Source organism: Salinibacterium amurskyense (assembly GCF_002797685.1).
Lineage (GTDB): Bacteria > Actinomycetota > Actinomycetes > Actinomycetales > Microbacteriaceae > Rhodoglobus > Rhodoglobus amurskyensis.
The window spans coordinates 1,752,996-1,779,209 of the sequence record NZ_PGFH01000001.1; the positions used below are offsets into that span (position 1 = coordinate 1,752,996).

Sequence of the window (26,214 nt, forward strand, 5' to 3'; positions counted from 1 at the left end):
GAACCCCGTGGCAAAAACATCTTCGACCGATAACACCCCTACTCCCGAGAACTCCGACGAGCACGACAGCGTCACCTCGGGCAAGGGGCGCCCTACCCCCACTCGCAAGGAGCGCGAAGCCGCAAACTTGCGCCCTCTCGTCTCCAATGACCGCAAAGAAGCGCGTCGCACAGCTCGCACTCAAATGCAGGCAGAGCGCGAACGAGCCCGCATTGGCATGGCGAACGGCGAAGAAAAGTACCTTCCGATTCGTGACCGCGGACCGCAGAAGCGTTTCGTCCGTGATTACGTGGATGCGCGCTTCAACGTAGGCGAACTGCTGGTGCCGATGATGTTCGCTGTGATCATCATGACCTTCTTCCCGCAGCCCGAGGTGCAGGTCATCGGCCTCATGGCGCTGTGGGGCTTTTTCCTTGTCGCCACTCTCGACGCCGTACTGCTCGGACTTCGACTGCGTAAGAAGATCAACGAGAAGTTTGGCGAGTCTCGCGCCGAACGCGTCCGCTGGTACGCCGCAATGCGCTCACTCCAGCTGCGCATCATGCGTCTTCCCAAGCCGCAGGTTAAGCGCGGCGAGTTCCCGGCCTAAGGTTCTTTCGTCCGAACGGCGCCGCGCGTGAGAACACTCGCGTGGGGCCGTTCAATGACGTCGCCGTAGCGGGCGTCGTCGTAGCGGGGCGACCTCAGCGCTGCGCTGCTAGGCGCCCTCTGAACGCGTCAGTTTCGCGAGCTTCGAGTTGATCGACCGCGCCCAGAACGGGCCGCGGTAGATGAACCCGGTGTAACCCTGCACGAGCGTGGCTCCTTCACGAAGCCGCTCGGCAACGTCTTCGGCGGTCTCGACTCCGCCGACGGAGATTACACAGAACTCTGAGGGCACGACCGCCCGGATGATGCGAAGCAGTTCGAGAGAACGCGCCGCGACCGGCTTGCCCGATACTCCCCCGGCCCCGGCGGCTGCGACCGTCTCGGCGGGCGTTGAAAGACCTTCACGGGAGAGCGTCGTGTTCGTCGCGATGATGCCATCGAGTTCGTCGACAGCGAGACGCGCGATGGCGCGAGCTTCGTCGTCCGTCACGTCGGGAGCGATCTTCACGAGAACCGGCGTCTGGCCCGCAGCCGACTTAACTGCGGTGAGCAAAGGCTTGAGCTTGTCGATCTCTTGGAGCCCTCGGAGACCGGGCGTGTTGGGTGAGCTGACGTTGACGACGAGATAGTCAGCAAGCGGCGCCAATGCCCGAGCGCTCGTAAGGTAATCCGCCACCGCATCGTCGACCGCGACCACTCGCGACTTGCCGATGTTGACACCAATGATTGGTCGACCTGCTCGGCGACGAGCACGCTCGATCACGTGGGCGGCTCGAATCGCTCCCGCGTTATTGAAGCCCATGCGGTTGATGACGCCACGATCTGCCACGAGACGGAACAGGCGAGGCTTCGGGTTACCAGGCTGCGGCAACGCCGTGATCGTGCCGACCTCCACGTGGCTGAAGCCCAGCTGACCCAGGCCCTGAATACCCACACCAGATTTGTCGAACCCGGCAGCGACACCAAAAGGCGAGTCGAAGGTAAGCCCCAGAGTCTCTACGCGCAATGAGGGATCAACCGGACGCTGCAACAGCTTTCCCACGCCAACTACGGGCAGCGCACGAATCACTGAGAACGCCAACGAGTGCGCGAACTCTGGATCGAGTCGCTTGAGAACAGTGCGGAAGAAAATGTCGTACATGGCTAACGGTGCTCTCAGCGGTAGGAGGTGGGGAGAATCAACAAGTCACCGCGGCGACTACGAAGCGGTGCCGTGGTCGAGACGAAGTTGGTTGATCGCGGCGTCAAAGTCGTCGAGCGAGTCAAACGCTTGATAGACGCTAGCGAAACGGAGGTACGCGACCTCATCGAGATCACGCAACGGCGAAAGAATCGCAAGACCAATCTCATTGGCGTCGATCTGAGCCGCACCCGTTGCGCGAATCGCTTCTTCGACCTTCTGGGCGAGCACCGCCAAATCGGTATCGGTGACGGGGCGCCCCTGGCACGCTTTACGTACACCACTGACGATCTTCTCGCGACTAAACGATTCCACGACGCCGTTGCGCTTGATCACGTTCAACGATGCGGTCTCGGTGGTGGAGAAACGGCGGCCACACTCGGGGCACTGGCGACGGCGACGAATCGAAAGGCCGTCGTCACTGGTTCGTGAGTCGACAACCCTGCTGTCAGGATGCCTGCAAAAAGGGCAATACATAGTTCCTCAAGAGTACCCGGTTAGCGATCGGTGAATCGCTTACTCACAGCCGAGCCGTGAGCCGGGAGATCCTCAGCGGTACTGAGCGCCACGATGTGGGGCTCAAGCGCACGCAAAGCGTCGTGGCTGTAGCGAATAACCTGCTGCGGACGCAGGAACGTGTACGCGCCGAGGCCGGATGAGAAGCGCGACTGGCCGCCGGTAGGGAGTACGTGATTCGAGCCGGCGAGGTAATCGCCCAAACTGACGGGTGACTGGTCACCGAGGAAGATTGCTCCGGCGTTATCGATCATGTCGAGTACCGCCCCCGATTCTTCCGTCTGGATTTCAAGGTGCTCGGGACCGTAAGCGTTACTGAGCGCAGCAGCGGCAGCCATGTCGCTAACCAAAACGATCGCCGACTGCTGCCCGTCGAGAGCCACGGAGGCGCGCTGAGAGTGCGGCGTTGCTGCCAGTTGTTCAGCAAGGTGCGTTCGCACGGCATCCGCTAGTTCTTCGGAATCGGTGACAAGAACGGCAGCGGCAAGCTCATCGTGCTCTGCTTGGCTCAGTAAGTCTGCAGCGACGAGGCGGGGATCGGCCGAGCCGTCCGCGATGATCAAGATCTCGGTGGGACCAGCTTCGGAGTCGATGCCGACTACACCACGCACAGCACGCTTGGCTGCGGCAACATAAACGTTGCCCGGGCCCGTAATGATGTCAACGGGGTCGAGTCCAAGTTCCTGAACGCCATAGGCGAAGGCACCGATAGCACCCGCGCCACCCATGGCATAAACCTCGTCCACGCCGAGCAGACCGGCCGCACCCAAAATCGTGGGGTGCACTGCTCCCCCGAAACTACGCTGCGGCGGGGAGGCTAAGGCGACCGACGAAACGCCCGCGATCTGGGCAGGAACGACATTCATGATCACGCTCGAGGGATAAACAGCCTTACCGCCAGGAACATAAAGACCCACACGGTTGACCGGCTGCCAGCGCTGAACAATCTCTGCCCCGTCACCCAGCTGCGTCATCATGGGCGGCGGCACTTGGGCCTTGCTCGCCGTGCGCACACGGTCAATCGCCAGTTCAAGGGCCTCACGAACGGATGGCTCAAGGGCACGAGTTGCTCGAGTGATCTCATCGGCGTGAATTCGTACACGCGCAGGAAGAACGCCGTCAAGGCGCTCGGCCTGGTCAAGAAGAGCTTGCTCGCCGTGCTCCCTCACATCGTTGATGAGCTGGATCGCGGCGGCGGAGGCCACCGACACGTCCATTTGGGCACGCGGGATGACACGAGAGAGTTCCGCACGGCTCAGAGCGGCGGACCGGAGATCAATTGTATTCAGCGACATGGCTTGACCATGCTAGTTCTTTCTCTGCTTGGAATTCGCCTTGGGCAATTAGGGTTGAGGTGAGCATATGGATAATTCAGACGTAGCAAACGGAATCGACGCCTTCAAGGCTGCCTTCAGGCGCCATGCCGCGGGTGTTGCCGCCATCACATCAGTCGCCCCGGACGGTCGCCCTGTGGGGTTCACTGCGACCTCTCTTGCGTCGCTCGCAGCCGTGCCACCCATGGCGACCTTCAACATGGCGCAAGTGTCGAGCTCGTGGCCCGCAATCACTGTCGGGAACCAGATCGCGATCCACATGCTGGGCCCCCACAGCCGCCACCTTGCCGAAACTATGGCCGCCGACCACGACCTGCGATTCGTGGGAGACCACTGGAAGCCCACCGAGAGCGGGCTCCCCCTGCTAGAAGGCGCGACCGCAGTCATGATCGGGCGCATCGTTGACGTGCATCCAGTGCACAACAACGCCGTTGTCGTAGTCGAGATCGAGCATGGCATCCTCGGCGACGAAGACGAAGCACTGCTCTACCACGAGCGCACCTATATGCGGCCAATAGAGCTGGAGCACGAATCGCCTAGCGTCTAGCTACCGCGCGCAGTCGCACCCCCGGTGGCCACGATTGAGCGGACTACCGAAGTACTCCGCAATCAGCCGAGCGAACCCGGCCCCAGCAGAGACTTCACTTCGCCATAAAGATCAGCGGAGACCTTTACTCGGTATGGGAGTTCGAACACTCGCGCGACATCGCCGCGAACGAGGCGCAAGCGCACTTCGACATCACCAGCGTGCCGGATGAGAACCTCGCCTAGGCCCGACACAACATCCGTCGTTGCCCGTTGTTCTTTCACCGTGAGCACGATCGGCCCCGAGCCCAAGCTAGGCCCTAGATCAGGCGAGAACATACTCACGGCGTGAAGGTTCATACCGTCGTCACGTGCGCTAGCTCGACCGCGCACCACGACGATGGAGTCATTGACTAGCCCAGGTGCAAATTCTTGATACGTCTTGCCCAAGAACATAACGTCGATCTCGCCCGCAAAGTCTTCTACTGTGACGATGCCGTACTGATTTCCGCTGTTGCGGGCAACTCGATGTTGCACGCTCGTCACGAGACCCGCGATGGAAACGTGCTCGCCATCGGCGACCGCGTCCCCCGACAACACCTCGGTGATCGTAAAGTCCTGATGCTTGGCAAGCTGAAGCTCGAGGCCGGACAGCGGATGATCGGAGACATAGAGCCCGAGCATCTCGCGCTCGAAGGCCAGCTTGTCGCGTTTCGACCATTCTGGGCGGTCAGGAACACCGTCGTCATCCTCGTCGAAATCGAAGATTCCCCCGAAGAGATCAACTTGACCGTTCGCCTCATTGCGCTTAAGGCTCACCGCGGAGTCGCAAGCACCCTCGTGAATTTCGAGCAATCCGCGGCGCGTTGCGCCCAAGGAGTCGAACGCTCCCGACTTAATCAACGACTCCACGGTTCGCTTGTTGGCGACCTGAATCGATACCTTGCGCAAGAAATCATGGAACGACTCGAAACGACCCTTTTCGGTGCGCGCGCGCACGATCTGCTCCACGACGGCGGCACCGACGTTACGCACTGCACCGAGGCCGAAGCGGATGTCGCCGGCGACGGCAGTGAAGTTGACGGTCGACTCATTGACGTCTGGCGCCAGCACCTTGATGCCCATGCGCCGACACTCGCTCAAGTACATCCCGAGTTTGTCTTTGGAGTCGCCGACGCTGGTGAGAAGCGCCGCCATATATTCGGCCGGGTAGTTGGCCTTGAGATAGGCAGTCCAATAGCTGAGAACGCCGTAGCCCGCACTGTGCGCCTTGTTGAAGGCGTAGTCGGCGAACGGCATGAGCGTTTCCCACAACACCTTGACAGCTTCTTTGCTGTAGCCGTTGTTTTGCATGCCGGCTTCGAAGCCGAGGAATTGCTTGTCGAGCTCTTCCTTCTTCTTCTTACCCATGGCGCGGCGAAGAACGTCGGCTTGACCGAGGCTGAAGCCAGCAACCTTCTGGGCAACCGACATCACTTGCTCTTGGTACACGATCAGGCCGAACGTTGTACCAAGAATTTCGCGCAGGGGCTCTTCAAGCTCGGAATGAATAGCATCGATGCCTTCAAGACCGTTCTTACGAAGCGCGTACTTCGTGTGCGAGTTCATTCCCATGGGGCCCGGACGGTACAGGGCGATTACCGCAGAAATATCTTCGAAGTTGGTGGGTTTCAGCTGCTTGAGCAGGGCACGCATTGGCCCACCATCGAGCTGGAATACACCGAGGGTGTCTCCTCGCGCAAGCAAGTCGTAGGTCTTTTGATCCGCATCCAGATCGAGATCTTCGATGATGAGAGGGGACCCGGTATTGGCCTCGATCATCTTGAGCGCATCTTCGATAACTGTGAGGTTTCGAAGACCCAAGAAGTCCATCTTGATCAAGCCAAGGCTCTCCAGCGGCGGCTGGTCGAACTGAGTGATAATCGCGCCATCATCTTCTCGGCGCATGATCGGCAACACATCGAGCAGCGGCTCAGCCGAAAGGACAACCCCGGCGGCGTGAACTCCCCATTGGCGTTTCAGCCCCTCAAGGCCAACAGCGGTTTCGAATACTTTCGCGGCTTCGTGATCAGTATCGACGATGCCCCGGATGTCGGCGGCCTCTTTGTACCGCGCCGCGTCCTTGTTGCGCACATCACCGAGCGAAATATCTTTACCCATGATGGCCGGAGGCATCGCCTTGGTGAGCTTCTCGCCCACCGAATACGGCATGCCCAGCACTCTCGCCGAATCTTTCAGCGCTTGCTTGGCCTTGATCGTTCCGTACGTGACGATTTGAGCTACTCGGTCGTCGCCGTATTTATCGGTGACGTAGCGAATGACTTCGCCGCGTCGACGATCGTCGAAGTCGACGTCGACGTCGGGCATCGAGACACGTTCAGGGTTGAGGAAGCGCTCGAAGATCAAACCGTGCGCGAGCGGGTCAAGTTCGGTGATTCCGACCGCATACGAGGCCATGGAACCGGCAGCGGAACCACGACCGGGCCCCACACGGATGCCCTGGGACTTGGCCCACTGGATGAAGTCAGCGACCACGAGGAAGTAGCCGGGGAAGCCCATCTGCTGAATAACATCAACTTCATACTTGGCTTGCGCCAAATGGGCCTCGGATGGCGCGTTATTGAAGCGCTTGTTCATGCCCCGCGCGACTTCTTTTTCAAACCAGGTCGCTTCGGTCTCCCCTTCGGGGACCGGGAAGCGCGGCATCAAGTCACGGCCTTCAAAGTTGATCTCGCTGCGCTCGGCGATCAACAGAGTGTTGTTGCACGCCTCGGGATGCTCGCGGAACAACGATCGCATTTCCGCTGCCGACTTGAGGTAGAACTCGTTGGAGTCGAACTTGAAACGGTTGGGGTCGTCAAGCGTTGAGGCCGACTGTACACACAGCAGCGCTGCGTGGGCGGTGGCATCGTGAGCATGCGTGTAGTGCAGGTCGTTGGTGGCCAGCAACGGCATATCGAGCTCTTTAGCGAGCTTGATGAGATCGAGCATCGTGCGTCGCTCAATGTCGATGCCGTGATCCATGACTTCGGCAAAGAAGTTCTCTTTGCCGAAGATATCTTGGAACTCAGCGGCCGCTTGACGCGCCTCGTCGTAGAGCCCCAAGCGGAGTTTGGTTTGCACCTCGCCACCGACGCAACCCGTGGTGGCGATGATGCCCTTGGAGTACTGACTCAGCAGCTCGCGGTCCATACGGGGCTTGAAATAGAAACCCTCGATGGAGGCGCGCGACGAGAGACGGAAGAGGTTATGCATTCCCTCGTTGTTTTGAGAAAGCAACGTCATGTGGGTGTAGGCACCGCTACCACCGACATCGTCGCGAGCTTGGTCGCTACGACCCCAACGAACTCGGGTCTTATCGCCGCGTGCCGTACCCGGTGTTACGTAGGCTTCCGTACCGATAATCGGCTTGATGCCTTTGGCCGTTGCCTGTTTCCAGAAGTCGTAGGCACCGAACATGTTGCCATGGTCGGTAATCGCAATTGCAGGCATTCCCTGCTCGACAGCGGCATCCAACAGCGGTCCGACGCGGGCAGCGCCGTCGAGCATCGAGTACTCACTGTGAACGTGCAAATGCACAAACGAGTCGTTATTAGCAGCCACAGACACTCCGAATTCTTTCGAAATCTAGCCTAAGCCAGCACCCCAGACGGACTCTAACTGACGCGCCCTAGTCGGCCCGAAGCACCTCAAGTGCTGCCTGAAGGTCGGCCGGATACGGCGACTCGAACGTGACCTGTTCGCCCGTGGCAGGATGGGCAAATCCCAGCTTGTGAGCGTGCAACCACTGGCGTGTGAGCCCCAGTCGAGACGAGATAGTGGGATCGGCGCCGTACATGGTGTCTCCGACGCACGGATGCCGTTGTGCGGCCATGTGAACCCGAATTTGGTGCGTTCGCCCGGTTTCGAGGTGCACCTCAACAAGCGCCGCCGAGGGAAATGCCTCGAGTGTCTCGTAGTGAGTGATCGAGTCTTTGCCGCCGGCAACGACTGCGAACTTCCAACTCGACCCCGGATGACGACCGATCGGTGCGTCGATAGTTCCGGCGAGTGGATCGGGGTGTCCCTGCACGATGGAGTGGTAAATCTTGCTGACCTCGCGGTCGTGGAACGCACGCTTGAGCGCCGTGTAGGCGATTTCAGACTTCGCAACGACCATAAGTCCACTCGTGCCCGCGTCGAGGCGGTGAACGATTCCGGCGCGTTCAGCCGCACCCGAGGTGGAGATCCGGTAGCCGGCGCCCGCAAGAGCACCGAGAACAGTGACGCCGTCCCAACCGATGGAAGGATGCGCGGCAACACCCGCAGGCTTGTCGATCACGACAATGTGCTCATCGTCGTAGATGATGCCCAGAGTGTCGAGCACCACTGGCACGATCTGCGGCTCGGTCTTTGATACCCACGACACTTCGAGCCACGCACCGGCAGCGAGCCGATCGGACTTGCCCACCGTGGAACCGTCCATGGTGACGCCACCACCGGCAGCTACCTCAGCGGCGAAGGTACGGGAGAAACCCAACAACTTGGCGAGAGCGGCATCAACTCGTTGCCCCGCGAGGCCCTCGGGAACCGGCAAGCTTCGAGTTTCCACTGATGCTCCTTGATAGTTATGACGAACGGTGTGACGCCACACTCCCCCGGCTTCGCCGAATGGGGTGCGAACACAGCAAAAGCCGCCAGCGGCGGTGGAGCCTAAGCTCGCACCGACCGACTGACGGCCACTGCAGAAAAACTAGCTACCGGAGAAACCCGAGAAGCTGGCCGGAGGCTGCTGTGCCGACTGAGGCGCAGCGAAGTCTTCGGGGGTGAGGTGACCAGAGGGCTGCGAGACCGGAGCCTGGCCCTGCTGAGCGGACTCTTGAAGCGAAGGGCCACCGGCGGTGACCAGGCTCGACGAGTCGAGCTCGTGCAGCTGGTCTTCGATGTAGCTCTTGAGCTTCTCGCGGTACTCGCGCTCGAAGTTACGCAGCGATTCGATGCGACCTTCGAGAGCTTCGCGCTGCTGCTCGAGAACTCCGAGCTGTTCGCGCTGCTTAGCCTCAGCCTGAGCAGTGATCTCAGCCGCAGCCGACTTGCTCTCGGCGAGAATCTCGGCAGCAGATGCCTGCCCCTCAGCAACAATTTCAGCGGCGGATGCCTGACCCTCAGCAATGAGAGCGTCACGCTTCTGCACACCTTCGCGGACGTGCTCCTCGTGGAGACGACGCGCGAGCTGAAGAAGGTTGTTGGTGCTGCTCGCGTCGTCAAGAACTGACGACACAGGCTCGGGAGCGGCGACGGCCGGAGCCGGCGCACTCTCGATAGCAGCGGGAGCCGGAGCAGCAATTGCTGCCGGCGCAGGAGCCGCGGCAGCTGCGCTACCGGCGGACTGCTGAAGTTCAGTCGCCCGAGCTTCAGCCGCACTCAAGCGCTGACGAAGCTCGTCGTTTTCTTGGTTAAGTCGGCGCAACTCAACAACAACCTCGTCGAGAAAATCGTCGACATCATCTTGGTCGTATCCCTCACGGAATTTTGTTGATTCAAACCGCTTGTTGACCACGTCTTCTGGAGTCAAAGCCATTGCCGCCACCTCTAAAACTTTCTTTCAACGTATACACAACGTTCAACGTTCGCGTCACGATCGTACTGACGGAACCTGATTAGTTGCCGCATGCTCTCTGACAAGAGTACATCGGCAGTCGCTAGTTCTAAAAGCCCCGCAAAATGGAGGTAAGAATTATGCACACAAGCATGACGAGCATCCACGATAGATCGAGCGCTCCGTTGCCGATTCTCACCATTGGCACGACCTTGCGGACCGCCTTGATCGGAGGATCAGTAATTGTGAAGACAAGCTCGGAAAGCACAAGACCGACGCCGCTGGGGCGCCATCCTCGAGCAAAAACGACGACGAGGTCGAGGATGAATCGCGCCCACATCGTAAACATGAACAAAGTGATGGCGTAGTAAGCCACCAGGGCAATAACAGAAACGGGATTCACCCCTCTAGGTTAGCGGGCTGTGAAGGGCCCGCCGCGCAGCGGGCTACTGGCCGAAGAAGGAGGCGTCGACGTCGGACTCGACCTCGGCCTGCTCGCCACTGACAGCAACGTGGGCGGGAGACAGCAGGAAGACCTTGCTCGTCACACGCTCAATCTTGCCGTAGAGGCCCAGTGAGAGTCCGCTAGCGAAGTCGACCAAGCGACGCGCATCCGGCTCACTCATCTGCGACAGGTTAATGATGACGGGGATGCCTTCACGGAAGTTTTCCGCGATCAGCTGAGCGTCCTTGTACTGGCGCGGGTGCACCGTCAAAATCTCGTTCATCTCTGCCTCCGCAGTGCTGGGCGCAGCACGACGCAACGGGGTAACCGGCGCGCGGTTAGAGCTCGCTGGAGCCGGTGCTGCTGCGACAGGGGCAACCGGCGCGGCTGGCGCAGTCGTTCCCTGCTCGTACTCGTAGTCCTCATCGGCGAGGCCGAGGTAGACCATTGTCTTGCGCAGTGGGTTGGCCATGATAATCCTCCGAATGGTGAAGCTTCTGCTTCGAGATTAACCATGGTCGGGTCGATTTCCCGTGATTGCCGTGCCAATGCGTAGGTGTGTCGCGCCTTCGCTGATCGCTTCTGCGAAGTCGCCAGACATGCCCATCGAAAGGGCTGAGGCTTCCGGATGCTGCAGCTGCACGCGCTCAGAGAGACCCCTCAACGCGGCGAACGCCGGCCGCGGGTCTTCACCTAAGGGAGCGACGCCCATGATGCCGCACAGGCGGAGCCCTGGAGCCGCGGCGACACGATCGGCGAAGGCCTCAAGGTCAGCCGGGACGACGCCACCGCGACCGTGGTCATCAGTGAGGTTGACCTGCACGAACGCATCAATTGGCGTCTCGGCCTCATCGTTCGCCAACGCGGTAATGAGCGAATCACGATCAACAGAATGAATCGATTGACAGTAGGCACGAACTTGCCGTGCTTTCTTGCTCTGGAGCTGGCCAACAAAATTCCATCGCAAGTCGAGATCAGCCAGTTCAGCTGCTTTCGCTTGCGCCTCCTGATGTCTGTTCTCGCCGACATCACGAACACCAAGCCCGTGCAACTCGCGCACGAGACTCGCTGGGTGGAATTTGGTGATCACGATACGCGTGATCGACGACAGATCGCGGGATGCCGCACGTGCGGCATCCGCGATCCTGTCGTCGACCTCGGCAAGTCGTTCGCCCAACGGAGTTAGGTCGACCATCGTGACTACTTCAGGAAGTCAGGAACGTCGAGATCGTTGTCGTTCTCGTCGTCATCGTCAAAGCTGCGGTCGATCGGCGTTGCCGGAACGACACTCGGCTGCGACTTCCAGTCAGTGTCCTTCGTCGACGCGGAGTCATCCGCTGCAATGTGCTCGGCCGGGGGCTCGGGCACAACGTAGTTCGTACGACGACCTTCTACGGGCTTAGCCGAAGGCTCTCCCCCGTCGAAGCCGGCAGCGATCACCGTTACGCGCACCTCATCACCGAGAGTGTCGTCAATGACGGCACCGAAGATGATGTTGGCTTCACGATGGACGGCCTCTTGAACGAGACGCGCGGCATCGTTGATCTCAAAGATACCGAGGTTGGATCCGCCCTGAATGGAGAGCAGCACACCGTGCGCTCCATCGATGCTGGCTTCGAGCAACGGGGAGGCAACAGCCAACTCAGCCGCTTTTATGGCCCGGTCGGCCCCGCGTGATGAGCCAATGCCCATCAGCGCAGAACCAGCACCCTGCATAACCGACTTGACGTCGGCGAAGTCGAGGTTGATCAGACCCGGGGTCGTGATCAGGTCGGTGATGCCCTGAACGCCGGCGAGGAGCACCTGGTCAGCGGTCGAGAAAGCCTCGAGCATGCTGATGCCACGGTCGCTGATCTCGAGAAGGCGATCGTTGGGAACGACGATGAGGGTGTCGACCTCGTTCTTGAGAGTCTCGACACCGATTTCGGCCTGAGATGAACGGCGCTTGCCCTCGAAGCCGAAGGGCTTCGTAACGACACCGATCGTGAGTGCACCGATCGACTTAGCGATACGGGCGACCACGGGGGCGCCACCGGTACCGGTTCCACCACCCTCTCCGGCCGTGACGAAGACCATGTCAGCACCCGCAAGTGCTTCTTCGATCTCTTCGGCGTGATCTTCGGCGGCACGACGCCCGACCTCAGGGTCAGCGCCGGCTCCAAGTCCGCGGGTTAGTTCGCGACCGACGTCAAGCTTCACGTCGGCGTCGCTCATAAGCAGCGCCTGGGCGTCGGTATTGATCGCAATAAACTCGACGCCTCGCAGGCCGAGCTCGATCATTCGGTTGACGGCGTTCACGCCACCGCCACCGATGCCGACTACCTTGATGACTGCGAGGTAGTTCTGGTTTGATGTCACTTTCGGCCTCCACTGGAAACTATCAACCTCGACTTGAGGTTTAAAGTTATGCTCAGTATGTATTTCTTTTGTTGAGAGTATGCGGATAGCGCCCCACACGGATGCACCGTGAGCCGCGTGTCGGAAAGTGTTCAGCCAAATCGGGGCACAGCGCACCACACCGAGGGCGCGGCACTAGCTGGGACGGAAAATTCCGTTGCTGGGAGCCGAGACATCGAACTCGCCGGCCTCGGCAGGATCCCGCTGAGAAATGAGAGCTTCGAGCAGCGCAGCCTTGCGTGCTGAGTCGCTAGCGCTACCCCACACCACGCGCTGGCCCACACCGGAGAGCACAAACGACACGTCGTCTTTTGTGGTCGCCGACACACTTTCCACACGGGCACGAAGATCAGCGGGCAGCGCGAGCAACACCTCAGTGACTGCGGCAAAGGCGGGGCTCGACGTATCTGCTCCCCCAATATCGATGAGCGGCACACCAGCGATCCGTTCAGCCGACTCTTGAATTGTGATCCCGGCAGGATCGACGAGCGTGAAGACGCCATCAATCGTGACCGAACCGATCGGCTCACGTTCGACGATGTGAACCAGAAGGGTATCCGGGGGCACGATTTCGGTCACGTAGCTGCGGATCAAAGGGAATACCGAGAGCTCGGTATTGATGGCGTCAAAGTCGAGCAGCGCGAGCGGCGTGCCCTCTTGAGTCTCTACCGCTGCTTGGATCTCAGCAGGATCAATACGGTTCGTGCCGTCGACGATCACGGTTCGCAGAGCCAAAATGGGCGAGAAAACAGCGACCGCGATGAGCCCGAGGAGAACAGCGACAAGAGCTGCAATCGAGAGCAGCGTGTATTTGCGAGTGCGAGCTCGACGAGTGAATCGACGCAGCTCAGCCTTCTCTGCCCGTCGTCGATCGCGCGCCGCACGACGAAGCTGCCGCTTGGCGACCACATCAGGACTTGGTTCTGCGCGGCTGAGCCGAAAACGGCTGCGCTCCCGTGGAGTGCGGGGTGCTTTCTTCCCGGCAGTCGGAGTGCTCGCCTCGCGCGCGGCACTCGGCGCTGGAGCGCGCGTGGCGGTGGGAGAACTGACCTTCGGTGCACGCGACGCCCGCAGTTTCTTCGAGGAAACCGCACTGTCACCACCGGTTGCACCAGAATCGGCGGCACCGCGCTTACGACGTGGCTTTGCCGATGCGGGGTCGGGCTGTTGCGCAGCCTTGTCGAATCCTTCAGGCCTCTTCACTCGGCACCTGATCTGCCCCGGGCGCGGTGTGCCCAGCCCCGCCGGAACGGCGATCGATTGCGGAGATGAGCTGCGGAATGATGCGATACACATCGCCACAGCTCAACGTCATCACGATGTCGCCCTCGCGAGCGACCTCGGCGACGCGCTGCGCGGCCAACTCCCAATCGGGAACAAAATCAACGCGCTTCGAGTCAACAAAGCGCGATGACACGAGCTCGCCGGTGACTCCCGGGATCGGGTCTTCGCGCGCCCCGAAAACATCGAGCACTACTGTGTGATCGGCAAGTCGCTCATACACTTCGGCAAACTCGGATGCCATATCGCGCGTGCGACTGAACAAGTGCGGCTGGTGAACGGCGATCAATCGCCCCTCGCCGACAACGCTGCGAGCCCCACTCAGCGCGGCTTCCACCTCGGTGGGATGGTGGGCGTAGTCGTCGTACACACTGACGCCATCGACCACCGCGTGCAGCTCAAAGCGGCGCTGAGTACCCGCGAACGTGGAAACCGCATCGATAGCAGCGCCCAGCTCGTGGCCAAGCCCGATCAGCACGGCAATGGCGCCCGTGGCGTTTATGGCGTTGTGGCGGCCAGGGACGGCGAGTTGAACTCGCTCTTCGCGACCGTCGACAACGATCGTGAAGGCTACCGGCCCTTGAGCCGTAATCGAGTGAATGCGAACCGTGGCATCCGCCGCTTCACCGAACGTGACGACGTTGTCGTGTTCAAGGCGCTGAGTTACGCGCACCGCTCCAGCATCATCACTCGACACCACCACAGCTTCGGTCGCCTTGGCAGCGAACTCAACGAACGCGTCATCGAACGCTTCGTGCGAGCCATAGTGGTCAAGGTGATCGGCGTCCACATTCGTAATGAGGGCGATCGCTGTGGAGTACAGCAAGAACGAGCCATCGGACTCGTCGGCTTCGACAACAAAGATGTCATCGGTGCCTGAGCCTGAGCTCGTGCCCAATCCCTGGATAATGCCGCCGTTGACGAAACTCGGCGATGCACCAAGTTCACGGAGCGCGGTGATAATCATTCCCGTGGACGTTGTCTTGCCGTGTGCCCCTGCAACAGCAATCAGTCGATCGCTACCGACCAGCCACGCTAAGGCCTGGGAACGGTGCAGTACCGGGATGCCGCGCTCAACCGCAGCGACGTACTCGGGGTTATCGGGCCAGAGCGCACCCGTGTAGACGAGAGCCTCAGCATCACCGAGGTTTGCGGCGTCGTGCCCGATAGCAATTGTGGCGCCGGCGGCGCGCAGCGACTCGACGTTGGCGTTCGCTGCGCGGTCTGAACCTGTCACGGTAATTCCGGCATCCAAGAACATGCGGGCGATGCCGCTCATTCCTGAGCCACCCACCCCGACGAAGTGCGCCGAGCGCAAGGGTCCGGGCAGCGGCATAGACAAATCGGGGAAGATCATGATGTCAATGGTAGATCGCGCGAGAGGGCCAGATCGACGAGCTCGAGCATCCGGTCGGTTCCGTCAAGAGAACCCACCGTGGATGCGCGGGCCGCCATATCAGCGATGAGTGCCCGTTTACGCAGCATGGGCACGAGCTCGGAGCTCACCCACTGGGGAACAAACTGGCTGTCCGCGACAAGAATGGCGGCGCCCGCATCCACGGCGGTGCGAGCGTTGTACTTCTGCTCGCCGTTGCCGACCGGGTAAGGAACATAGATTGCCGGGATGCCCAGGCCAGTGAGCTCCGCCACCGTCGAGGTTCCTGCGCGTGCGATTGCCAGGTCAGCAGCCGCGAGAGCCAGTTCCATCCGGTCGCAATATTTGACGACAACATACCCGGGGAGTTGAGGGTCCTCCACGGCATCGCGGTACTCCCCCGTGATGTGGAGCACTTGCCAACCGGCGCCGAGAATGCGGGTGATTGACGCCGCAATCGTGTCATTGATGCGCTTGGCGCCGGAGGATCCGCCCGTCACGAGCAGCGTCGGCTTCTGGGGGTCGAGCCCAAAGAACGGGTCAGCTTCGGTGCGGGCGGCGAAGCGATCGAGTGTCTCGATTTCTGCACGCAACGGCATTCCGACGACCACGCCACCACGGATGGGCGTGCGGTCGAAAGCAGTACCAACGAATGGAGTGAAAAACGATCCCAAGCGGTTGGCAATACCCGGGCGGCTATTTGCCTCGTGGATAACGAGCGGAATCTTGGCCTTGCGCGCCCCCAGATAGGCGGGTGCAGCGACGTAGCCGCCGAAACCGATGACAACATCTACCTGGCGTTCGGTGATGATCTCGACCACTTCGTCGATCGTTGCGCGAAGGCGAGCAGGAAACTTCAGCGCGGCGCGGTTGGGGCGACGAGGGAACGGGAGCTTAGCAATCGTGAGCAGTTCGAAACCGCGCTCGGGCACCAAACGCGCCTCAAGCCCTTCTTCGGTGCCCAAGACCAGCACTTCAGCTTCGGGCTCACGCACACGAATGCGTTCGGCGACAGCCAGCAAGGGATTGACGTGGCCGGCTGTGCCGCCACCCGCCAGTAAATACGTGGTCATCGACGTCCTCGAGCTCGATTTGCGGCCAACATGCGTGAACGATCCGCGGGCGACTGTACAGGAGCTTCCTGCACCGCGGCAGCCCCCTTGCCTGCAGCCTTTGGCTTGCCAGGGGTTGCGGCCGGGCGTGGCGTCGAAGCCCCCGGCTTGTTGCCAGCGCGGGCGAACGAGAGCACAACGCCAATAGCGAGCAGCGTGGCGATGAGCGCCGAGCCACCTGTCGATATTAGTGGCAGCGGTACTCCCAGAACGGGGAGAACACCAAGCACTACAGCGATGTTGACGAAGGCTTGACCAACGACCCACACCATTACACCGGCCGTGGTGATGCGCACAAAGCTGTCGTTCGTCGAGCGGATAATGCGCACGAATGCGACAGCGAGCGTGACGAAGAGGAGGAGCACAACGACGGCGCCGATAAGTCCAAGTTCTTCACCGATGATGGCGAAAACATAGTCGCTGTCGGCGTGAGGCAGCCAACCTCGTTTAGCGACCGAGTTGCCAAGACCCCGGCCAAAGAGGCCGCCACCCGCAAGCGCCCAATAAGCGTGCTCGATTTGCCAGCACGTGTCTTGGTAGTCGAGTTCAGTACAACCGTTAAGCCACACGCCGATTCGCGAGGTACGAGACCCGCTTGTGGTTGCGAACATGATTGCGCCTAGCGCAACGACGACTACGCCCACAGCGAGGAAGCGCAGCTTCACCCCGGCAAAGAAAAGGCAGGAGAAAACAATGAGCAGCATGATGGATGCTGTTCCCAAGTCGTTTCCGATCAGCACGAATCCAATAGCGGCGCCGGCCACCGGGCCAACGGGCAGCAGCACCTGTTTCCAGTCGCCGAGCTGATCTTGCTTTGTGGAGAGCACCCATGCCACCCACACGATGACTGCGACCTTGACGAACTCCGATGGTTGCGCGCTGAACGACCCGATCTGAATCCAGTTTTGGTTTCCGCCGTAGCCCCAACCGATACCGGGAACGAAAACGAGAAGTTGCAGTACTCCGCCGAGGATGAGCCCGGGAAGAGCCCAGCGCTTCCAGAATCGCACCGGGGCGCGCGAGGCGACGAGCATGAGCGGGATTCCGATGAGGGCGAATGCGGTCTGGCGCAAGAAACTGCCGAAGAAACCTTGGTCGGCAGCGTACGACTCCACCGAGGACGACGAGAGCACCATGACGAGGCCAAAAATGACCAAGAACAAGGTGGTGCCGAATAGCAAGAAGAAGTCACTCGACTGTGCAGAGAAGATCTTCTTGACGGGAACGCGAGCGGCGACCGGCTTGTCGGAGGGTCCAGTCGACGCCGCGGGCTTCGCGGCGGGATCCTGTCGAGGCTGCGGCGCTGAGTTAGTCGACCGCGGGGGCCGTTGTGGTCGCTGAGGAGGCGCCATCGTCGTTTCCTCCTACTCGTTCGAGCACTGCTGCTGCGAACTTTTCTCCGCGATCCGAATAACTACTGAACTGATCCATGGATGCCGCTGCCGGCGCCAATAAGACGGTGTCGCCTTCTGAAGCGATCCCGTGCGCCATCTCTACGGCGCGCGGCATCACGTGATTAGTGTCAGTCGCGTCGACCTCGAAGACCGGAATCTGGGGCGCGTGTCGCTCGAATGCCGCCCGGATTGTCAGCCTGTCGTTACCAATAACGATCGCTGCTTTGAGCCGCGGCGCGTGCTTGGCCACGAGTGGCGCAACATCCACGCCCTTCAGCAGACCGCCCACAATCCACACCACAGGGTCTGCGGCAGACAAGGAAGCGCTGGCGGCGTGCGAATTGGTCGCTTTGGAATCGTTGATCCACGTCACTCCCCCACTCACGAGCACGACCTGGTTACGGTGTGCATCAATCTCGAAGCTCGCAACTCCAGCGCGCAGCGCTTCGACGCTCACCCCGGCCGCGCGCACGAGCGCACTAGCAGCCAGAATGTTCGCGACCATGTGAGGCGCAGCGAGATGACGTTGCTGCAGTTCGTCGAGTGTGAAAAGTTCGAGCGCGGCGTTGTGACGGTCGTCTCCGAACGCACGGTCAGCCAGAATGTCGCTCACGATTCCGAAGTCGCTGGGCCCCGGAGTGTCGAGGCCAAAGCCGATTGCCCGGCATCCCTCGATGACATCGGCGTCTTCGACCATCGCCTGAGTCTCGACGACTGCTCGGTTGTAGACCGCCGCGACCTTCGTGTTGGCATAGACCGTTGCTTTCGCTGCGGCGTATGCGTCCCGCGAGCCATGCCAGTCGAGGTGGTCGTCCGCAAAATTGAGGCACACGCTAGCGAGGGGCGAGATTGCACCAACGCCGTCGCGCGGCATCCCGTGCAATTGGAAGCTCGAGAGTTCGACCACGAGAAAGTCGAAGCCATCGGGATAGCGGATCGCATCGAGAACGGGAATGCCGATGTTGCCGACGGCTCCTGCGCGAAAACCTGCGGTTGTCAGGATGTGAGCGGTCAACTGCGCCGTGGTGGTCTTGCCGTTGGTTCCCGTGATCGCGATCCATTCGGCGGGAGTGCCCGTTTTGTCGCGCAAGCGCCACGCGAGTTCGATCTCGGTCCACCGGGCAACATTATTCTCGCGGCACCATGCCAGCAGAGCGTGGTCGAGAGGGTAGCCCGGTGAAACGATCACGACATCGGGGGTATGCGCTGCTAGCGCGGCGACTTGAGCCTCTGAACTACCGCCGAGCGCGAGCGTGGCACCAATGACCTGCGCCATTTCGATGCGGTTCTCGGATGCGGCATCCGCGATCACTAGAACGTCAGCTTTCAGCTCGGTGAGGGTGTCTGCCGCAGAGAAGCCTGTTGCGCCCAGCCCGAGTACGGCAACGCGGAGCTCGCTCCACGCTGCGTTCCAACTGGTGAATGAAGTGAGGTCACGCACAGCTACTGATTGATCCATTCGAGATAGAAGGTTCCGACACCGGCAGCGACGAAGAGCGCCGCGATAAGCCAGAAGCGCACCACAACGGTGACTTCGGCCCAGCCTTTGAGCTCGAAGTGATGATGCAGTGGACTCATCAAGAAGATACGTTTTCCACCGGTGATCTTGAAGTAAGCGCGTTGCAAAATTACTGAACCGGTGACGATGAGGAAGAGACCACCGATGAGCACGAGGAGAAGTTCAGTGCGGCTCATGATGGCGAGAGCAGCAAGTGCGCCACCGAGACCGAGCGAGCCGGTGTCTCCCATGAAGACCTGAGCCGGCGACGTGTTCCACCAGAGGAATCCGATGAGCGCTCCGGCGATAGCGGCAGCGATGATCGCGAGGTCTAGCGGGTCACGCACCTCGTAGCACTTGTAGAGCACCTCGCGGTCGATGCTGGGGTTGCTGCACGACTGGTTGTTCTGCCAGAACCCAATCACGATGTACGAGGAGATCGCGAAAATTGCCGACCCCGTCGCAAGACCGTCGAGCCCGTCAGCGACGTTGACACCGTTCGAGGTGCTCACGATGATGAGCGTCACCCAAATAGCGAACAGAATTGCGCCGGCAACAACGCCGAACGTCGCAAGGTCAAGCCACGGAATGTCGCGGATGCCCGAAATCATCGATGACGCCGGCGTCAAACCACCCGGGTCCGGAAAATTCAACGCAAGAGCGGCGAAACCTGCAGCCACGATGACCTGGCCGGCCACTTTAGACCAGCCGCCCAATCCAAGGCTGCGCTGCTTGCGGGTCTTCATGAAGTCATCGATAAAGCCGATGAGACCGAGGCCCACCATGAGGTAGATCACCAAAAGGCCTGAAAGCGTCACCGGCTCGCTCGCGACCCAATGACCGACGAAGTAACCAATCGTCGCGCCCAAAATAAAGACGATTCCGCCCATTGTGGGCGTTCCACGTTTGGTGTGGTGACTCTCGGGGCCGTCGTCACGGATGAACTGGCCCCACTTCAAACGGACGAAGAGCCGGATGAACATCGGCGTGAGTAGAAGGGTAAAGACGAGAGAGAATCCCGCCGCAATGAGCAGAGCGATCATGCGGTCACCTCAGCAATCCGGTCACCGAGGTGCCGTAGGCCAGCAGAGTTCGACGATTTCACCAACACCACATCGCCCTCTCGCAGTTCTTCACGCAGCACAGCGTATGCCTCTTCGACACTATCGACGAGTACCGACTCTCCATCCCACGAACCTTCGAGACCTGCAGCGTTATGGATGTGACGGGCTGCGTGGCCCACCACGATCAGCTTCTGCACGTTCAATCGAACGATCAGGCGACCGATGCGGTCGTGCTCTTCGTTGGCGTAGTCGCCCAGCTCGGCGATCTCCCCGAGTACGGCAACAGAACGATTGTTCGGCCCGACGACCTGAACAAGGGTCTTGAGCGCAGCCGCCATAGAGTCGGGGCTCGCGTTATAGGCGTCGTTGATGACGGTGATGCCCCCGGGAGCTTCCAGAAGCTCCATGCGCCAGCGCTCAGCGCGGTCAATCGACTCCAACGCCGCTACCGAATCGGTCGGCGAAACGCCCAAGGCGCGGGCCGCCGTGATCGCCGCTAGGGCGTTAGTGACGTGATGCTCGCCCAGGATGCGCAACTGTACCGGCACTACCGTGTCGTCGACGTGCAGGTCGAAGGCGGTGCCCTTCGCGGTCGCTTGGATGTCGTCGGCCCAGATCTCAGCGGAGGCGTCGAGCCCGAAGAACGCCACCTTCGCGTCCGTCTGCTGCGCCATAGCCTTGACGCGGCCGTCATCACTGTTCAATACGGCTGTCGCGGTAGCAGGAAGGCTGGAGACCATCTCGGACTTGGCACGGGCCGTGGCCGCGGCATCCCCAAACTTGCCGATGTGGGCGAGGCCAACCATGAGAACAATGCCGACATCGGGCATTACGACCGATTGCAAACGAGCGATGTCGCCAATGCCGTCGGCACCCATTTCGACGACCAAATAACGCGTGGAGTCGGTGACGCCCAACATAGTGATGGGAGCACCCACATCGTTGTTGAACGAGCCCTGCGGTGCGACAGTTTCACCGCTGCGCTCAAGAATCGTGCGCAACATGTTCTTTGTCGTCGTCTTACCGTTCGAACCGGTTACAGCAACTACCTGGAGGTCGCCCTTGTCGCGCACCGAAGCAACGACGAACCGTGCCAGAGCTTGAAGGGCGGCGACGCCGTTGCTCACGATGATCTGCGGCACGTCGAGTTCAAGGGGGCGCTCAGCGATGACGAGAGCGGCACCGTTCTCAACAGCCTTAGCGGCAAAGAGGTGTCCGTCGGTCGTTTCGCCACGAAGCGCAAAGAAGATGGATCCCGGAGTGTTCAGTCGCGAATCGGTCTGGACGCTGCTGGCTGGGAGTCGCCGCTGACCGTCGCTGCCGTCGCTCAGCTCTCCGCTGACGGCGGTGGCAATCTCGGCAAAACTCAGTTCGATCACGTGGGGTGCTCCAGGGTTGATAAACGCGGGGGAACTCACCAACGCAACGGCAGATCCGGCCCTGATGTGCTTGAGGGGGTAACACGGTAGGTGGTGAGCGTTTGGGCCATGATGTCGCGGAACGTCGAGGCGATGGCGCCGGAATATATGCTATCCGGGATCCCGGCAGTCGCGATCACAATGTACTCAGGGTCGTCTGCTGGAGCTAAGCCAGCGTAGGAGATTACAACTTTCCCCACGTAAGCACCGTTCTCAGCGACTTGCGCCGTTCCGCTCTTCACAGCGACGCGGTAACCGGGAATCTCAAGATTCGGGGCTGACCCACTCGAGCTATACACCATCTCCATCATCTGCAGGGTTTGTTCCGCAGCGGTCTCGGAGATGACTCGCGTGCCTTCGGTCGACGGCGTATCAGTGACGGTACCGTCTGGCCACGTGCAGCTCTCGACGAGAACCGGAGGCAGTCGGACTCCGTCGTTGCCGAGCGCCTGATACGCGCTCGCCATCTGAATGGATGTCGTGCTCAGACCTTGACCGAATTGAACGGCGTAGTTGGTGCGAGCGTCCCAGTCGGCCGCGTCGTACAGGGTTCCACTCGATTCACCGTTAAAGCCGATGCCCGTCGCTTGCCCCAGGCCAAACTTTTCGAGGTAGTCGTGGCGGGTGGCAGCGTCGAGCAAATCGGTGTACTGCGCAATCGCGGTATTCGAGGACTCGACCAGCGCACCCGCAAGGGTGAGGCGTTGATCCTCGTGATAAAACGAGTCGCTGATAACGCCGCCACCGTTGGTGAGCTCAAGCGCGTAGGGCGAAACAACCTGCGTTCGCTGGTTGGCCACTCCCGCGTCGATGAGGGATGCCGCCGTCAATGCCTTGACCGTTGATCCTGGTTCGTACGGGGTACTGAACGCACGCGAGCCCAAGGCTCCGCGGTCAGCAAGATTGACATCGTTGGGATCAACCGTCGGCCAATCGCTCACGGCAAGCAGGTGGGCATCGCTGACGCGCATAACAACACCGGTCGCCCAAGTCGCACCGAGAGATTCGGCAGTCTGCGCCATCCGCTGCTGCACGTAGAACTGGAGGTCACGATCAATTGACAGCGCGAGGGTGCCGCCGTCTTGAGGCGCGAGCGTTTCTACGGCACTGCCCGGCAGAGCAACACCGTCTTCACCACGGGCATAACTCGCTTCGACATCGGTGCCGGCGAGGCACTCGTCCGCAGTCAGTTCGACTCCGGCCTGCGGCCCATCTGTACCGATGAAGCCCACGAGGTTGCCGGCGATCTCTCCGTTGGGATAACTGCGCTCCGGATTGAGCTCGTAGTAGAGCCACGAGATCCCAAGGTCGGCAACGGCTTGATACTGCTCAAGAGTGATGCTTTTCGCGAGATACTCGAAGTCTGATTCTGGGTTTTCCAGAATCATTGTGAGCATCTCGTTGGGGTCTCCCCCGATGATGTCCGTTATCTTCTTCAGGTCTTCCAGAACAACCACTGAGGCGTCTTGCCGCAGCAAAGTCACGCGGGGCGAGATGACGATGTCGAAGCGCTCAACGCTGTCGGCGAGCACGGCACCTCGCGTGTCAACAATGTCTCCGCGCGTGCCATAGGTGATTTTGGTGAGGGTGCGTTTGGTGTCAGCTTCGGCATTCAGCGCTTCGGCCTGCACGATCTGCAGATCGATCAGACGCACCATGAAAATGGCGGTCAACACCGTAACGGTGAGGACAACAAACGACACTCGAGCGCGAGTAGAGCGTGGTTTCATCGGTCCTCCCCCAGAGGGTTCACCTCAATCATCGCGTGACAGGAGCAGGAATCGCGTTATTGGCGGGCTCTGGCGCGGCGGTCTCTGCTGCGGCTGCCGCAGTGCCCGACGTGGCAGCACCAACGGTCGCAGCAGTTGTAGTCGCAGTCTTCGCAGCGGCTTCTGCAGCCGCGGCTGCTTCTGCACTCACCAAGGGGACGCCTGAGAGCAACGTGTTGCCGACTAGGCCACAGCTTCCGCCACAGCCAGTGGGATCCGCGCTGCCCGGCAAACGGAAAACGGATCCGTCGGTGATATCAAGTGAGTACGGCGTCGCGTTAGGAACCATTCCAAAGCCTGCAGCTTGGGCGGCAAGGTTTTGCGAAGACGACTGCAAGGACAGCGACTCGAGCAAGCTCTGCTCGGTGCGGATAAGAACCTTCTGCTCGTACTGCAGAGAGTCGATCTGGTACGCACCCTGCGTGACGACAATGCTCAGCAACAGCTGGGCGGCAAGGATCACGAAGAAACTGGCAACGGTGACAACGGCATAGAGCATGCGCGGGCGTGCTTTGCGCTGGGCCTTCGTCGTGGTGACGATCTCGATGTGCGAGGGGCGCCCCGACGGACGGTGCAGCGGTTGTGGCTGTGCATAAGCGAGGTTAGTGCTCATGAGGTGACTCGCATTCGTTCAATCGCTCGCAGTCGTACGGGCTTTGCTCTCGGGTTCAGGTCTTGCTCTTCTTGGCTGGCTTGTTCGGAGCCACGGACCAAGAGTTTGAGTTCTGCTTTGTGCTCGGGAAGCTCGACGGGCAATCCCGCCGGCGCCGTTGAGCGTGAACGGCGCTGCAATTCGCGCTTCACGATCCGGTCTTCTAGCGACTGATACGCCAGAACGACCATTCGACCGTTCAGGGCCAAAGAATTGACCGCAGCGGGGATAGCGCGCTCCAGAACCGAAAGTTCTTGGTTGACCTCGATACGGAGGGCTTGAAAAACTCGCTTAGCCGGGTGGCCGGCACGCTGTGCAGCGGCAGGAGTAGCCGCGATGATCAACTCAACCAATTGGGCAGACGTTGTCAGCGGCTGCTGTTCACGGAACTGAACGATCTTGCTCGCGAATCGAGGAGCGAGCTTCTCGTCGCCATACGCATAGAAGATGCGGCGCAATTCAAGTTCGCTGTAGGTCGCAAGGATGTGCTCGGCCGTTACCGGCGTCGAGGCATCCATTCGCATGTCTAGCGGAGCGTCTTGAGAATAAGAGAAGCCCCGCTCAACGCGATCGAGCTGGAGGGATGAGACGCCGAGGTCAAAGAAGATGCCTTCGACTGACGCGATTCCCAATGAATCGAGTGCCTGCGGAATCTCGTCGTAGACAGCATGAACAAAGTGCGTGCGGCCAGCGAAAGGCTCAAGCCGGCGTCGAGCGATAGCAAGAGCATCCTCATCTCTGTCGACTCCCACGAGCGTGAGGTCGGGGAATCGCTGGAGGAATGCCTCCGCGTGACCGGCCATGCCGAGGGTTCCGTCAACAAGAACTGCTCCCGGAGCGTTCAGTGCCGGCGCGAGCAACTCAATCGAGCGCTCGAGGAGTACTGGGGTGTGGATGGTGTTGTCAGCCATGGCGTAAGGGCCTAGTTCTTGGATGCTGATCCCCATCCGATTCGACCTGATATCGGGGAAGAAAATCAGGGCGTTCGGCTGGGAGTCAGCGTCGAAGAGCTAGAAGAGTCCCGGAATCACCTCCTCGGTGGTGTTGGCGAAGTCGGCCTCGGTGGCCTCGTAGTAGTTGTTCCAGGCTTCGGTGTCCCAGATCTCAGCGCGATTACCCGCACCAATGACAGTTAGGTCTCGCCCCAGCCCGGCGTATTCGCGAAGCGAGGCAGGGATGGTGACGCGGTGTTGCTTGTCCGGCGTCTCTTGATTTGCGCCCGAAAGGAACAGACGCAAGAAGTCGCGACCCTGCTTGCTCGTTACGGGAGCTTTGCGGATCGCTTCGTGCATCACTTCGAATTCGCGCTGACTGAAGACGTACAGGCACCGTTCCTGGCCACGAGTGACCACAACACCGGAGGCGAGTTCTTCACGAAACTTCGCCGGCAGGATGATGCGGCCCTTGTCGTCGAGCTTGGGGGCGTAGGTGCCTAGAAACACGGCGCCCTCCCCTCAATCTCCGGCCCGGATTCTGGTTGCCTCCACTTTACTCCACTTTCAACCACATATCTAAGGTTTTCGACGAAGTCGCGTGAAAGTTATCCACAGATGCCAGTAAATACAAGGACTTTCGGGGTGGAGGGAAATGGAGCAATTTTCCACATTGGGGAGCAATCAGCCCTGTTCAGGGCACAAAAAAAGGACCAGCCCGAAGGCTGGTCCTTGAAAGTGGAGTAAGCGGGAGTGCTAGCTGCGGCCGTCCTGGCGGCGATCCCAACGCTGGTTGATGGTGTCCATGAAGGACGAACCACGCTTCGGTGAACGCCCCGCCGAAGCCGGAGAGATATCCGGTTCGGTCTCGGCAGCACCGGAACGAGAAGGAGACACAAACAAGAGGACTCCGGCGAACATCACAACGAAACCGAGAACTCCAATGAGTGGCTGCTGAATGATTACGCCGGTAAGCAGCGCGATGATTCCAGCGACGCCTACCAAGACGCCAATAACCATCATTCGATAGTTGGGCTTGCCTTTGCGAGGACTGACTGCGCTGACGAAATCGGCGTCGTTTTGATAGAGGCTGCGCTCCATCTCATCGAGGGCCCGCTGCTCTTGCTCTGAAAGCGGCATTCCGTTCCCCTCTCTC

At 60.3% G+C, this 26,214-nt stretch carries 24 protein-coding genes; 2 read left to right on the forward strand and 22 right to left on the reverse strand.

Features of this window, described 5'->3' with window-relative positions; all coding sequences use genetic code 11:
- Positions 1 to 7: 7 nt before the first annotated feature.
- Positions 8 to 589: a DUF3043 domain-containing protein gene (locus tag CLV85_RS08365; RefSeq protein ID WP_100389072.1), complete on the forward strand. Its 582-nt coding sequence runs from the start codon at positions 8 to 10 to the stop codon at positions 587 to 589.
- 108 nt (positions 590 to 697) lie between these two features.
- Here CLV85_RS08365 and CLV85_RS08370 read toward each other — a convergent pair whose 3' ends face one another.
- Genes CLV85_RS08370 through hisD form a run of 3 tightly spaced genes read right to left on the reverse strand, consistent with a single transcriptional unit; the run spans position 698 to position 3,579 of the window.
- Positions 698 to 1,729, reverse strand: coding sequence for a quinone-dependent dihydroorotate dehydrogenase (locus tag CLV85_RS08370; protein ID WP_100389073.1), 1,032 nt, complete (start codon positions 1,727 to 1,729; stop codon positions 698 to 700).
- Between the two features lie 57 nt (positions 1,730 to 1,786).
- The gene (nrdR, locus tag CLV85_RS08375; RefSeq protein ID WP_100389074.1) at positions 1,787 to 2,245 is read right to left on the reverse strand and encodes a transcriptional regulator NrdR; all 459 of its coding nucleotides are present in this window, start codon (positions 2,243 to 2,245) and stop codon (positions 1,787 to 1,789) included.
- Between the two features lie 20 nt (positions 2,246 to 2,265).
- Positions 2,266 to 3,579 carry a histidinol dehydrogenase gene (gene hisD, locus CLV85_RS08380; protein WP_100389075.1) on the reverse strand — a complete coding sequence of 438 codons (1,314 nt, stop codon included), beginning with the start codon at positions 3,577 to 3,579 and terminating at the stop codon, positions 2,266 to 2,268.
- A gap of 67 nt (positions 3,580 to 3,646) precedes the next feature.
- Between hisD and CLV85_RS08385 the strand changes: the two genes are divergently transcribed.
- Positions 3,647 to 4,165 (forward strand): flavin reductase family protein, encoded by a 519-nt coding sequence (locus CLV85_RS08385; protein WP_100389076.1) that lies wholly within the window; start codon positions 3,647 to 3,649, stop codon positions 4,163 to 4,165.
- Between the two features lie 62 nt (positions 4,166 to 4,227).
- Here the strand turns inward: CLV85_RS08385 and dnaE are convergent, their stop codons facing one another.
- The 19 genes from dnaE to CLV85_RS08480 form a co-directional block, all read right to left on the reverse strand.
- The gene (gene dnaE / locus CLV85_RS08390) at positions 4,228 to 7,746 is read right to left on the reverse strand and encodes a DNA polymerase III subunit alpha (RefSeq protein ID WP_205030344.1); all 3,519 of its coding nucleotides are present in this window, start codon (positions 7,744 to 7,746) and stop codon (positions 4,228 to 4,230) included.
- A 67-nt stretch (positions 7,747 to 7,813) separates the two neighbouring features.
- On the reverse strand, positions 7,814 to 8,734 hold the full coding sequence (locus tag CLV85_RS08395; RefSeq protein WP_100389078.1) for an RluA family pseudouridine synthase: 921 nt from the start codon (positions 8,732 to 8,734) through the stop codon (positions 7,814 to 7,816).
- A 141-nt stretch (positions 8,735 to 8,875) separates the two neighbouring features.
- A complete protein-coding gene (locus CLV85_RS08400) occupies positions 8,876 to 9,703 on the reverse strand; it encodes a DivIVA domain-containing protein (protein WP_100389079.1) in 828 nt (275 codons plus the stop codon).
- A gap of 127 nt (positions 9,704 to 9,830) precedes the next feature.
- The gene (locus tag CLV85_RS08405; RefSeq protein WP_100389080.1) at positions 9,831 to 10,124 is read right to left on the reverse strand and encodes a YggT family protein; all 294 of its coding nucleotides are present in this window, start codon (positions 10,122 to 10,124) and stop codon (positions 9,831 to 9,833) included.
- 43 nt (positions 10,125 to 10,167) lie between these two features.
- Positions 10,168 to 10,638: a cell division protein SepF gene (locus CLV85_RS08410; protein ID WP_100389081.1), complete on the reverse strand. Its 471-nt coding sequence runs from the start codon at positions 10,636 to 10,638 to the stop codon at positions 10,168 to 10,170.
- 36 nt (positions 10,639 to 10,674) lie between these two features.
- Positions 10,675 to 11,361: a YggS family pyridoxal phosphate-dependent enzyme gene (locus CLV85_RS08415; protein WP_100389082.1), complete on the reverse strand. Its 687-nt coding sequence runs from the start codon at positions 11,359 to 11,361 to the stop codon at positions 10,675 to 10,677.
- Between the two features lie 5 nt (positions 11,362 to 11,366).
- Positions 11,367 to 12,524 carry a cell division protein FtsZ gene (gene ftsZ / locus CLV85_RS08420; protein WP_100389083.1) on the reverse strand — a complete coding sequence of 386 codons (1,158 nt, stop codon included), beginning with the start codon at positions 12,522 to 12,524 and terminating at the stop codon, positions 11,367 to 11,369.
- Between the two features lie 174 nt (positions 12,525 to 12,698).
- On the reverse strand, positions 12,699 to 13,766 hold the full coding sequence (locus tag CLV85_RS08425) for an FtsQ-type POTRA domain-containing protein (protein ID WP_229820215.1): 1,068 nt from the start codon (positions 13,764 to 13,766) through the stop codon (positions 12,699 to 12,701).
- Positions 13,753 to 15,201 carry a UDP-N-acetylmuramate--L-alanine ligase gene (murC, locus tag CLV85_RS08430; protein ID WP_100389085.1) on the reverse strand — a complete coding sequence of 483 codons (1,449 nt, stop codon included), beginning with the start codon at positions 15,199 to 15,201 and terminating at the stop codon, positions 13,753 to 13,755. The genes CLV85_RS08425 and murC overlap by 14 nt, the downstream gene beginning before the upstream one ends.
- Positions 15,198 to 16,292, reverse strand: coding sequence for a UDP-N-acetylglucosamine--N-acetylmuramyl-(pentapeptide) pyrophosphoryl-undecaprenol N-acetylglucosamine transferase (locus CLV85_RS08435; RefSeq protein WP_100389086.1), 1,095 nt, complete (start codon positions 16,290 to 16,292; stop codon positions 15,198 to 15,200). Before CLV85_RS08435 ends, murC begins: the two co-directional genes overlap by 4 nt.
- Positions 16,289 to 17,683: a putative lipid II flippase FtsW gene (gene ftsW / locus CLV85_RS08440; RefSeq protein ID WP_100389087.1), complete on the reverse strand. Its 1,395-nt coding sequence runs from the start codon at positions 17,681 to 17,683 to the stop codon at positions 16,289 to 16,291. The genes CLV85_RS08435 and ftsW overlap by 4 nt, the downstream gene beginning before the upstream one ends.
- Entirely contained in the window at positions 17,640 to 19,184 is a 1,545-nt protein-coding gene (murD, locus tag CLV85_RS08445; RefSeq protein WP_100389088.1) for a UDP-N-acetylmuramoyl-L-alanine--D-glutamate ligase, read from the reverse strand. The genes ftsW and murD overlap by 44 nt, the downstream gene beginning before the upstream one ends.
- The gene (gene mraY, locus CLV85_RS08450; protein ID WP_100389089.1) at positions 19,169 to 20,266 is read right to left on the reverse strand and encodes a phospho-N-acetylmuramoyl-pentapeptide-transferase; all 1,098 of its coding nucleotides are present in this window, start codon (positions 20,264 to 20,266) and stop codon (positions 19,169 to 19,171) included. Before mraY ends, murD begins: the two co-directional genes overlap by 16 nt.
- On the reverse strand, positions 20,263 to 21,666 hold the full coding sequence (locus CLV85_RS08455; protein WP_100389090.1) for a UDP-N-acetylmuramoyl-tripeptide--D-alanyl-D-alanine ligase: 1,404 nt from the start codon (positions 21,664 to 21,666) through the stop codon (positions 20,263 to 20,265). The genes mraY and CLV85_RS08455 overlap by 4 nt, the downstream gene beginning before the upstream one ends.
- A 35-nt stretch (positions 21,667 to 21,701) precedes the next feature.
- On the reverse strand, positions 21,702 to 23,435 hold the full coding sequence (locus tag CLV85_RS08460) for a peptidoglycan D,D-transpeptidase FtsI family protein (RefSeq protein ID WP_100389091.1): 1,734 nt from the start codon (positions 23,433 to 23,435) through the stop codon (positions 21,702 to 21,704).
- A 28-nt stretch (positions 23,436 to 23,463) separates the two neighbouring features.
- Entirely contained in the window at positions 23,464 to 24,087 is a 624-nt protein-coding gene (gene ftsL / locus CLV85_RS08465; RefSeq protein WP_100389092.1) for a cell division protein FtsL, read from the reverse strand.
- Positions 24,084 to 25,037 (reverse strand): 16S rRNA (cytosine(1402)-N(4))-methyltransferase RsmH, encoded by a 954-nt coding sequence (gene rsmH, locus CLV85_RS08470; RefSeq protein ID WP_100389093.1) that lies wholly within the window; start codon positions 25,035 to 25,037, stop codon positions 24,084 to 24,086. Before rsmH ends, ftsL begins: the two co-directional genes overlap by 4 nt.
- A gap of 99 nt (positions 25,038 to 25,136) precedes the next feature.
- The gene (gene mraZ, locus CLV85_RS08475) at positions 25,137 to 25,568 is read right to left on the reverse strand and encodes a division/cell wall cluster transcriptional repressor MraZ (protein WP_100389094.1); all 432 of its coding nucleotides are present in this window, start codon (positions 25,566 to 25,568) and stop codon (positions 25,137 to 25,139) included.
- Positions 25,569 to 25,814: 246 nt separating this feature from the next.
- Complete coding sequence (locus CLV85_RS08480; protein WP_100389095.1) at positions 25,815 to 26,198, reverse strand: DUF3040 domain-containing protein; 384 nt, start codon at positions 26,196 to 26,198, stop codon at positions 25,815 to 25,817.
- Positions 26,199 to 26,214: the final 16 nt, after the last annotated feature.